The following is a 10826-nucleotide window of genomic DNA, read 5'->3' as shown; positions in this document are numbered from 1 at the left end:
ATGACGGGGCGGAATGTCAATCCTGGTCTAACAGAGCCTTACTTAAAGCAGTTGCTGCAAGAGAAGGGGCTCGAGCGTTCGCGCGTGGTGCGTATGGCCGACCTCAACGAGACTTTTGGCTATCAGATCTTTACCGGTTCGCGCAATCCGAGCCGTAATAAGGTGCTGCAGATTGCCTTTGCGATGGCGTTGACGCTCAAGGAGACCAACCGCGCTCTGACAGCTGCCGGGGTAAGCGTCCTCAACTGCGAGGACCGTCGCGATGCAATCATTATCTTTTGCATCGACCGTGGCTGTAGCCTCCAAAAGGTCAATAAAGAGCTGTATCGCTTTGGCGAGGAAACGGTGAGTTAGTGGCCGATGGCTGAGCCGGCGGTGTCACCAGAACAACCATGCAAACGAACGGGGTGCGGACAGCATGAGGTGTCCGCACCCTGCGTTATGATGGACGCTATGGATACTCAGAGCCCAACATATTCCGATGATGAGCTGACTGCTTCACTCGTCGAGCATTTGGCGTCGCTCGACCGCGATGACAGCTATCGTGTGGAGCGCGTGCTCAAGCTCTCGGATGTCGAGACGACCGAACTCGTCTATTTTGAGGGCTCTGGTGGCGGGTCTCTTGGCCCCTTTGTCCGCAAGCGCATCGATGCTTCGGTGCAGATTGGCGGAGCTTATGAGCGCCTGTTTGCGGCCCAGCGCGCCGGTCGTCGTTTTGAGCACTTGCCACGAATCGTCGATTGCCGCCGTGTGGGCGACGAGCTTGACGTGGTGATGGAGTATGTCGAAGGCGAGACACTCGAGGCGTTGGTGGGGCGCTTGGGGGCGACGCCCGATTATGCCCGCGGGCTGTATCCCGTTCTGTGTGAAGCGGTGGGCGAGCTGCATGCTGGTTTTGCGGCTGCGGGGGAGCCGGGGGTACCGGTAATCCACCGCGACCTTAAACCCTCGAACATCATCGTATCGGGCGTGAGGTATGCGGCCGATGCTGGCATGACCTTCTCGTCGCTGGTGATTATCGATTTGGGGATTGCGCGGGTGTGGCGTGACGGGGCCGATGCCGACACAGTTAAGTTTGGAACGCGACCCTATGCGCCACCCGAGCAATATGGTTTTGGGCAGACGAGCGTGCGCAGCGATGTCTATGCGCTCGGCGCGCTTCTGTTCTTTTGTCTGACGGGGGCTGACCCTAAGCCGGGTCAGAATATGCGCGAGCAATGCGAGGCGTGCGACGTCCCCGCGGCGCTGGCTGATGTCATTTGCATGGCCATGGCGCTCGATCCGGCCAAGCGCTTTGCAAGTGCCGAGGCGCTCGGACACGCTGCGCGCGCGGCATACGGGCTGTGTCTGCCTGAGCCTGGCTCGAATAGCACGACGGCGCCTTCAATGGCGCAGGCTGCTCCGCAAATGGCGCCGTCTTTCGGGCGGCGGCCCAAGGAAGTCTCTTCGGTGACTCCTCGCCGCAAGAGCCTGCTTTCACGGATCCCGGAACCCATTGGGCGTATATGGAACGGCATGATCTATGCGGCAACCTTGCTGCTACTGGTCGGAAGCCATTTTGCCGTATTCCAGCCCACGGGAGCCAACCGCAGCTATCCAACGTGGTTTTTGGCCCTTGAGTATTTTCTTATGGTCGATGGCATGGTGGTGCTCATCTCGTTTGGCATGCTCGACCGCCGCAGGCTTCGGCGCCGCTTTCCCGTGCTTGATCGTTATCGGGACCGTGGGTTTGTCACGCTGTGGCTTAAGGCGCTGGGAATTATGTGCGTCATCATGATCGTGATTATTGCCGTCGGCAACGCAACCGGCATAGTCGCTTAATGCAATGTACCGCTACTGCAAAGGGCTCCGATTGGGGCCCTTTGCAGTAGCGCTTAAATGCGGTTCATCTGGTTGCAACCTTGTTGTACCAGTCCTGCCTCGTGGGCGGGGCGAGTGCCCATCGCCATAGGTGTTGTGACGGTTAAATTGCTCCGTGCTTCGAAGCGCCGTCAATTGTCACCACAGAATTCCGTCAACTGTCACCATAATTCGCCGTCAATCCTCACCACAAATTTCCGTCAATCGTCACCATGCAGCTGGTAAAATACCTAATATGGGTAAGTCAAGAAGGAGGCTGTGTGGATAGGTATGTAGATAGATGCATCGATAAGGCAATCAGCCGTAATCTCAATATCTTCGGTGCGGTCCTCATTCAGGGTCCAAAGTGGTGCGGAAAGACCACTTCGGCTAGTCGTTTTGCTAATTCATCCTTGTCTCTTTCCGATCCGGCTGGAAATTTTTCCGCTCTCCAGCTGGCACGGATCGATCCGGCGCAAGCATTAGCAGGGCGATCTCCCAGGCTCATCGATGAATGGCAGGAAGAGCCGAAGCTGTGGGATGCCGTGCGTTTCGAGTGCGATGCAAGGAGGGGAGAATCCGGTCAGTTTATTCTTACGGGTTCGGCAACGCCTCGGGATTCGATGCAGCCGATGCATAGCGGCGTTGGGCGAATAGCTAGGTTGCGAATGGACACCATGACGATGTTCGAGCTTGGCGTTTCTTCTGGCGCGGTTTCGATCGGAACGCTTCTTTCCGGTTACCCTGCCAAGCAGGCTGTCGGGTCAATCTCCGGCATCGCCGGAATCGCCGATTTGTTGTGTCGTGGCGGTTGGCCTCAGGCGATGGGGAAAACGACTGACGATGCCATGCAGATAGCCGCTGCCTATGTTGATGGCGTATGCGAATCGGATGTTTCTAGAACCGATGGCGTTAAGCGCGATCCGGTCAAGGTCAGGTCTCTTTTGGCATCGCTAGCGCGGAATGAGTCGACGCTTGCTGGCTCAAAGTCTATTGACAAAGATATCGGTACCGGCGTTTCGAAGAACTCGGTCTCCAGATACATGGACGCCCTGAGACGAATCAATATCATCGACGATATCCCCGCTTGGCATCCAGCGCTCAGGTCTCCGGTGAAGCTGCGGCAGGGGGCGAAGAGGCATCTCGCCGATCCTTCGCTTGCCGTTGCGCTGCTCGGAGCAAATCCGGAGTCGTTGGCATCTGACCCGAAGACACTGGGGTTGCTTTTCGAATCCCTCGTCCTGCATGACCTCAAGGTTTACGCCGCCGCAACTGACTCGTTGGTGTCCCATTACCACGATGCCGACGATCTCGAGGTTGACGCAGTTATCCACAGGCGCGATGGAACTTGGATTGCCGTGGAGGTGAAGCTTGGAAGCCCTCAAATCCCCGAGGCATCTGCAAATCTGCTTCGGCTGGAGCGAAAGCTGGTCGAGCGTGGCGAGAAGCCGCCTGTGGCAAAACTCATCATCATTGGGTTCGGCATGCCGGTTCATACAACGCCCGATGGCATCATCGTTGCTCCCGTTGACACACTCGCGCCATAACGTTGTGGTGGGATCACCTTGCCTTCGGAAGGGGTTTCAGTCTCAAGCGACTTTTCCAACACTCACTTATGCCTGCATGCCAATTCTGGTCTAGCAAGGCCAAAGAAAAGGGGTCCCGTTTGGGGCCCCTTTGCAGTTGCACTTAGATGCGGTTCATCTGAGCGGCGACTTTGTTATACCAGTCCTGCCACGTGGGCGGGCAGTACTTTTTGGCCGCTGCCGGGGTAAGGGTGGAGCCGTAGTTGGCACCCAGATAGGCAACGTGAGCGGAGATGCCCTCGCTCCAGCTGCCAAAGCTGCGCCAGCCGCCGCCACGGGCGCTCCAGCCCCAGGCGTTGTAAGAATTGGCGCAATAAGCACCCTTGGTGCTCTCGATACAGGCGATGGCGGGGGACCAACGGGGGTCGACACCGGTATTCCAGGCGGCGACGGCAAAGTTATAGCCCTGGCCTGCCATGGGGGAGCCGGCAAGATAATTATCGATGCGGCTCGTCCACTCATTAATGAACGAATCGTAATCGGAGCTACCGGTATTGGAGTTGTTCACCGTGGTGTCTATGGTGGTGTTGGTGTTGGTGGCCTGGCTGCTGGAATTGCCGCCGCTTACGCCCTCGCCCGAGAGCTTCTCGGCGGCAGCGGCCTTATCGGCCTCAAGCTTGGCAAGCTCGGCGGCATTTTCCTGCTCGGCTTTTGCCTGTGCCTCGCTGCGGAGCTGCTGGGCCTGCGCCAGCGCATCCTCGGCGTTTTTCTGCTCTGCCTCAAGCTGTGACTTGGCCTGCTGGAGCTCGGCCTTGTTCTGCTCGAGTTCGGTTTGCATATTATTGAGCTCTTCGATCTCGTCGACGCTCGAGCTCGTGATCTGGTTGGTGTATTTGCAGGTCGTGATGAACTCACCCAGGCTCTGCGCGTTGACCAGGAAGCTCACGATAGGATTGGTGCCCTTCTGATACTTGTACAGATCGCGCATGGCGGAGCTTGCCTTGGCCTGCTGCTCGGGAAGCTTAGCCTCGATTTCCTCGATGCTTGCCTCGTTGGAGTCAATCTGCTTTTGCAGGTCATCGAGTTTGGTGCGGGCGTCGTTGTAGGCACTCGTGGCGGCTTCGATCTTCTGCTGGGCTGCGGAAAGCTGGTCCTGCGTTGCCTGCGAGGCGGCATACGCCGCAACGGGGGAGAGCATCGGCGTGGCCGTCAGCGCAACGGCGAGCGCGGCGCTCGTGATGATACGAGCCGGCTTCGACGCAATGAGCGCTGCGGTGCGATGATTCGAATGCTGCATCCAGTCCCTCTGCAATCAATCGTAGGTTATGGTTCGAACGGTATTCTACTACTGCTTTCGACCTCAACTTGAACCTTAAAGGTTCCAAAGGGTCAAGTTGAACTTGAGGCTTTGGCTTTGACCTGCAGTTATGATGAATTGTTGAGAAACCATAGAGTTCAACTTTAACGTTACTGGGGCCTGTTTGCGGACGGGCTTTCGGCCGTGAAAGCTATCTCAACAGGGGGTTTGCAGCTACAAGGCCCCATCGCGGTGAGTGCGGCTTTATGCTGGACGATCACGTCGATTGCCATAGATACGGTGGAGCTTTGGGCACCAGCGGCTCGGCACGCTAGAATAAATCAGTTGCGCAAAGACCGCCCGTTGTGTGGGCAGTTCATGATAGGAAGTTTCCATGGCATTGCAGTTTACAGAGCGCGAGTTCATTCCCGTGCTGCTCGGTGGCGACATCAACGCCTATTCGGTGGCGCGCGCCTTCTACGAGGAGTACCAGGTCAAGAGCCTGGTCTTTGGCAAGTACCAGACGGGTCCCGCGTACCGTAGCCAGATTATCGACTACACGCCCAGCGTGGATATCGATACCATGCCTGTGATGCTCAGGACCGTCAACGGCATTGCCCAAGCGCATGCCGATAAGACGATTGTCCTTGTGGGCTGTGGCGATAACTATGTTGCCCTCGTGGCTCAGGCCAAGGATGCCCATGAGTTGGCGGATAACATCGTCGCGCCTTACGCTCCCTATAGCATGCTTGAGCAATGTCAGAAGAAGGAGATCTTCTACGAGCTGTGCGAGAAGCACGGCGTGCCCTATCCGCATACCTTTACCTTCACCATGGCGATGCTGAACGCCCAAGGCGAGGCACCTGCCGAAGTGCTCGACCAGATTGACTTCCCCTACCCGATGATCCTGAAGCCTTCTGACGGCATCATGTGGTGGCAGCACGAGTTCGAGGGCCAGAAAAAGGCCTATGAGATTGCCGACCGTGCCGAGCTGGAACAGGTCATTCGCGACTCGTATGCCAGCGGCTACACCGACGACCTGATCTTGCAGGATCGCGTGCCCGGCAATGACGAGTGCATGCGCGTGCTCACCAGTTATTCCGACCGCAACGGCAAGGTGCGCATGATGTGCCTGGGTCACGTGCTGCTCGAGGAGCATCAGCCTCACGGTGTCGGCAACCACGCCTGTATCATCACCGAGCCCAATGACGAGCTCATGGGCGGCGTGCGCAAGTTGCTCGAGGACCTTCACTTTGTGGGCTATTCCAACTTTGACGTTAAGTACGACGAGCGCGACGGCTCGTTTAAGTTCTTCGATTTCAACACGCGCCAAGGTCGCAGCAACTACTACGTCACTAACAGCGGCTTTAACGTTGCCAAGTATGTGGTGGACGAGTATGTGTTCAACCGCCCGTTTGAGCCGGAGTTTGTGACGGCGCAGGACGAGGCGCTGTGGATGGTCGTCCCCATGGGCGTCGTCGACAAGTACGTCAAGGATCCCGAGCTGCGCGCTAAGGTGCATCGCCTGGACAAGGAAGGCAAGGGCGCCGACCCTTCGTTTATGAAGGGCGACTTTGTCTTTAACCGCTGGCTGCGCATGTGGCACACCAAGCTGCGCCACTTTAAGCTGTTCAAGACGTATTACAAGTAGATGAGTGCGGCGCCCGTCCGGTTTACATCGGGCGGGCGCGGGTATGATACGCGCAATTGCGCAAGCGTCACCAAGGAGGCGGCGATGGAAAAGCTGGGAGTTATCGGCGGCATGGGCGCCGAGGCCACGTCGTATTACTACGACCAGGTAGTGCGTCATACGGCTGCTGCCTGCGATCAGGATCATATCGACATGGTGGTGCTCTCCAAGTCGACCATGCCCGACCGCACGCTGGCCATTAAGACTGGCGAGCACGCCAAGCTGCTGGCGACCATGAAAGAGTGTGCCCAGGCACTCGAGTCGCTGGGCTGTGCGCACATTGCCATTCCCTGCAACACGTCACACTACTTCTACGACCAGATCCAGTCGTTTACGAAGGTGCCGATTATCCACATGCCGCGTGAGTCGGTGCGCTATGCCCTTGCGGGTGCGGTGATGGGGGAGTGCGAGTTCGACCCCAACCTGAGTATGCCGGCCGAGCCGGTGCACAAGATTGGCATTATGGGCACCGACGGAACCGTGGGCGCGGGCGTCTACGGCCGCGAATGCGAGGCTGCGGGTGTTGAGGTCGTCTATCCCAGCGAGAAACGTCAGAACGATGTGATGTCGCTTATCTACGATGATGTGAAAGCCGGACGTGAGCCCGATATGGATAAGTTCGACCGCGTGATGTGGGAGTTCGCCCGTAGCGGCTGCGACCGTGTCATTCTGGCCTGCACCGAGCTATCGGTGCTGCAGAAGTATCGAGAGATGCCCGAGATCACCCTCGATGCCATGGATGTCCTGGTGCGCGAATCCATCATCCGCAGCGGCGCCCCCTACCGCCTCTAGCTTCCGACCTGTCAAAAAGGGACAGGTTAATTTTGGTAGGTTTTATCTGGTGAAACAGTAAAGGCCTCGGCTCGTTTGGTGCGAGCCGAGGCCTTTTGCGTTGGGCGGTTGCTGCCGGTGGCGAACTAGAACAGGAAGCCGATGGCGATGAGGGCGATGCTGACGATGAGCACGGCGATGTCCAGGACCTTGATGGGGTAGCGCTTGTACGAGCTGGCGCGTGTACGCAGATAGAAGCCGCGCTGTTCTGCCGCCAAGGCTGTGGCATCGGTCTTGCCCACGCTCGAGATGAGCAGTGGCACGCACAGTGGCAGCATGAGCTTAAGCTTCTTGATGGGGTTCTTGGTGTCGTACTCGACGCCGCGTGCGGTCTGCGCTTCCATGATGGCGTTCATCTCCTGACCAAACACCGGCACAAAGCGTAGCGCCGTGGTAAAGGTGAAGGCATAGCGATACGGCACGTGCAGCACCTCGACGCAGGCGTTGGCGAGGTCGTTGAGCTTGGTCACCATGAGCATGAGGATGAGCGGTAACGCCACACCCAGCAGGCGCAGACAGGCCTTCGATCCTGTGATGAGGCCCGTGTCGGTGATAAAGCCCCACACAACGTTGCCATCGCGCATAAAGGCCAGCTGGAGCACCAGCATGATAAGCGCGAGCGGAATCAGCAACTTGAGCAGCGAGAACAGACGGTCGACGACACCGGCATAGGCGCCCAGCGCAAGGGTGAGCACCAAAAAGCCCAGCAGCGCCACGTAGGTGTCGGACAAGAAGATGCCGACGATGATGGCGGCGGCGAGGCCCAGTTTGACGACGGGGTTCAGGCGATGCAGCAGCGTATCGCCCGGCATGTAGTCGATGACGTTAACCACGGCGGACCATCTCCTTGGTAATGCGAACGACATCGGTGACCTCGCTCACCTGCGCAAAAGCGGGCGAGACGGAAGATGCCAGACGGCGCGAGAGTTCAATAACCTGGGGAGGCTCCACGTAGGCACGCCGCATGAGATCGATGTTCGAGAATAGCTCGTGCGTGCGGCCGCGGTCGAGGATGCGACCGTCGGCCATTACCACAATGCGCTCGGCAAAGTCGGAAACAACTTCCATATCGTGGCAGACCATGATAACGGCGCAGCCGCGCTCGGCCATGGTGCGAACGGTTTCCATGACGGTCATGCATTCGCGGTAGTCAAGGCCGCTCGTGGGCTCGTCGAGCACCACGATTTTGGGCTCTACGACCACGACGGAGGCGAGTGCCACCATCTGGCGCTGACCGCGCGAGAGCGAGAAGGGCGCCTCGTCGGCCGGCAAGCCAAAGCGGTCGACGACGAGCTGGGCGCGACGCAGCGACTCGGCACGGTCGATGCTGGCAAGCTCCAGGCCAAAGGCGACCTCGTCGAGCACGGTGTCCTTGCAGATCTGGCGGTCGGGGTTTTGGAAGAGGGTTGCGACTTCGCGGGCGATGCGGCTTGTGGGAACGGCTGCGGTATCCAGTCCCGTGACACGCACGCTGCCCGAGGCGGGCTTAAGCAGGCCTGTGAGCAGCTTGGTGAGCGTGGTCTTGCCGGCGCCGTTTTGGCCGACGATGCCCACGAGCTCGCCGGGATAGAGGGTCAGGTTGAGGTCGTGGACGGCGGCGCCGCCATTGGGATAGGCAAACTCAACGTGATCGAAGGTGAGCACGGGCTCGGCGTCCTTGGCGTGCGGGCGCAACGACGGTGCGTGCGGTGAGCCGGCGGGCGCCTGGGCTTCGCTGGCCGCGCGTGCGGGGTCGACGATGCCCGAAATCAGGCGCTCGGCCTCATCGACATCCAAGCAAGGGGTACCGCTTACCAGGCCATCGGCCTCGAGGCTATTGAAGATACGCGTGACGCGAGGGCAGTCGACGCCGATGGCACGGAGCTCGTCGGTATGCGCGAAGACCTCGTGTGGTTCGCCCTGCAGCGCGATTTCGCCATGGTTGAGCACGAGCACGCGGTTGCAGTACTCCGAGAGCAGGGCGACCTTTTGCTCAACGACGACGATGGTGATTCCAAGTGCGCGGTTTGCCTCACGCAGCGTCTCGAAGACCAGCGTGGAGCTGGCAGGGTCGAGTGCCGCGGTGGGCTCGTCGAGAACCAAGACGCGCGGACGCATGGCGAGGATGGCGGCGATGGCTATCTTTTGCTTCTGTCCGCCCGAGAGGGTGGCGATCTCGCGGTCGCGCAGGTCGCTGATGCCGACGGTCTCGAGCGTTTCGCTCACGCGCTGCTCGATCTGGTCATGGGGGACGCCAAAGTTCTCGAGGCCAAAGAGCATCTCGTCCTCGACGACCGAAGCGACCATCTGCGTGTCGATATCCTGCAGCACACTGCCGACGATTTGCGATACGTCGGTGAGCGAGGCTTCGCAGGTGTCGTGGCCGTCAACCATGACGGACCCAAAGAACGTGCCGGTGTAGTGGTGGGGTACGGCGCCCGACAGGCAGGCGGCAAGCGTGGACTTGCCGGCGCCCGAGGGCCCGATGATGCCGATGAAATCTCCCTTGTTCACGCCGAGTGAGATGTGGCTGAGCGCCTGCTCGGTCTGCGTGCCATAGGAGAACGAGACATCGTCGACGTTGATGATCGTTTCCATGGATACCTTTCATAGTCATCAGGGACGTTCTTTAATGACTAGTCGTTTAAGAACGTCCCCAAGAGCTAGTTGTTTGGGACAGTCTTTACCGATGGGGCACTGTGGGTTAGTTGAGCTTCAGGGCCTTCTGAATGGGCAGGTAGAGAGCGCCGACCAGAATGGCGTTAAAGACGGCGGTCATGGCGACGACGGGCAGCATGGCGGCGGCGAGCTCGCCTACCACGCCGAGCATGGCCATCTTGATGACCATGAAGATAACGCCGGAGACAAAGGTGGTCAGGAAGGTTGCGACAATGGCGATGGCGGGCTTGACCTGACCGTTCTTGCCGGCGGCGTTGACGATGCCGGCCATGAGCATGGCGGCGATGCCCTCGGCGGCAAAATCGACGAACGGCGAAGTGGTGGTGATCTGGATTACGGCAGCCGAGATGAGGCCAATGACGAGCGCCTGGCCGATGTTGGGGCGAACGACCAGGATGGTGAGGCAGAAGGCCGAGATGATGAACTCGGGGCTGATCATGCCGCCCGAGATGCCCGAGATTGCCTTGCCGACGGTGAAGTTGAGGATGAAGCCGGCGGCGAGCAGGATGGCGAGCAGGACGAGGGCGCGGACATCGAGTTTGCCGCGGTCGGCGGTCTGGACGGTGCGGGGCTGGGTGGCGGTGGTGTTCTGAGACATGGTGAAAATCCTTTCGGAAGGGGATTGCAAGAGAAAAGCGGAGGCGCGTGATGCGAATGCGATTGGGCTCGAGATAGAAAAAGGCCCCCGGTCGAAACCGGAGGCCTTCCAATCACCTAGAGCGCAAAAACAGGCGTGAGGGACTCACTGTCGACCGATCGTATTCGCATCACGCCACCACCAGTTGTTGAGAGATTTCATCGTGTTCTTCATGTTGGTGGCTCCTTTCGTGATGCCGTGGCGCGGTCGCACCTAGTTGCTGTTGCGCTGCACTATAGCACAGCGAAGTGTGTGCGGGGAAATCTTTTTTAAAAAGATTTCAGGCGGGTTTCCCGTCGGTCAAAAGAGCGGGCTAAGCGGGCGAGGCTGCCATGGCTGCCTTGTCCG

General features: G+C 58.9%; 9 protein-coding genes. 5 read left to right on the top strand and 4 right to left on the bottom strand.

Going from position 1 to position 10826, the window contains the following annotated elements; translation table 11 throughout:
* The 3 genes from DW661_RS07930 to DW661_RS07920 all read left to right on the top strand — a co-directional run.
* The coding region (locus DW661_RS07930; protein ID WP_118935300.1) for an XRE family transcriptional regulator at positions 1 to 354 on the top strand (354 nt) is incomplete at its 5' end.
* Between the two features lie 99 nt (positions 355 to 453).
* Positions 454 to 1821 (top strand): protein kinase, encoded by a 1368-nt coding sequence (locus DW661_RS07925; protein ID WP_118935302.1) that lies wholly within the window; start codon positions 454 to 456, stop codon positions 1819 to 1821.
* Between the two features lie 299 nt (positions 1822 to 2120).
* A complete protein-coding gene (locus tag DW661_RS07920) occupies positions 2121 to 3386 on the top strand; it encodes an ATP-binding protein (protein WP_158568430.1) in 1266 nt (421 codons plus the stop codon).
* 142 nt (positions 3387 to 3528) lie between these two features.
* Here DW661_RS07920 and DW661_RS07915 read toward each other — a convergent pair whose 3' ends face one another.
* Positions 3529 to 4662, bottom strand: coding sequence for a glucosaminidase domain-containing protein (locus tag DW661_RS07915; RefSeq protein WP_117635409.1), 1134 nt, complete (start codon positions 4660 to 4662; stop codon positions 3529 to 3531).
* A gap of 394 nt (positions 4663 to 5056) precedes the next feature.
* Here DW661_RS07915 and DW661_RS07910 point away from each other — a divergent pair, with 394 nt between their 5' ends.
* Both DW661_RS07910 and DW661_RS07905 read left to right on the top strand, forming a co-directional pair.
* Positions 5057 to 6313 carry an ATP-grasp domain-containing protein gene (locus DW661_RS07910; RefSeq protein ID WP_117790635.1) on the top strand — a complete coding sequence of 419 codons (1257 nt, stop codon included), beginning with the start codon at positions 5057 to 5059 and terminating at the stop codon, positions 6311 to 6313.
* An 84-nt stretch (positions 6314 to 6397) separates the two neighbouring features.
* A complete protein-coding gene (locus tag DW661_RS07905) occupies positions 6398 to 7144 on the top strand; it encodes an aspartate/glutamate racemase family protein (protein ID WP_233540245.1) in 747 nt (248 codons plus the stop codon).
* 125 nt (positions 7145 to 7269) lie between these two features.
* On the opposite strand, the gene DW661_RS07900 is transcribed toward DW661_RS07905, so the two are convergent.
* The 3 genes from DW661_RS07900 to DW661_RS07890 all read right to left on the bottom strand — a co-directional run bounded on the left by DW661_RS07900 (position 7270) and on the right by DW661_RS07890 (position 10439).
* A complete protein-coding gene (locus tag DW661_RS07900; protein ID WP_118935298.1) occupies positions 7270 to 8016 on the bottom strand; it encodes an energy-coupling factor transporter transmembrane protein EcfT in 747 nt (248 codons plus the stop codon).
* A complete protein-coding gene (locus tag DW661_RS07895; protein WP_118935297.1) occupies positions 8009 to 9760 on the bottom strand; it encodes an ABC transporter ATP-binding protein in 1752 nt (583 codons plus the stop codon). The genes DW661_RS07900 and DW661_RS07895 overlap by 8 nt, the downstream gene beginning before the upstream one ends.
* 106 nt (positions 9761 to 9866) lie before the next feature.
* A complete protein-coding gene (locus DW661_RS07890; RefSeq protein WP_117840202.1) occupies positions 9867 to 10439 on the bottom strand; it encodes a hypothetical protein in 573 nt (190 codons plus the stop codon).
* Between the last annotated feature and the right edge of the window lie 387 nt (positions 10440 to 10826).

Origin of the sequence: Collinsella sp. AM24-1 (assembly GCF_003470325.1) — a bacterium.
Lineage (GTDB): Bacteria > Actinomycetota > Coriobacteriia > Coriobacteriales > Coriobacteriaceae > Collinsella.
Note: the sequence above shows the minus strand (reverse complement) of the source record. Positions and strands in the feature narration are given on the sequence as shown.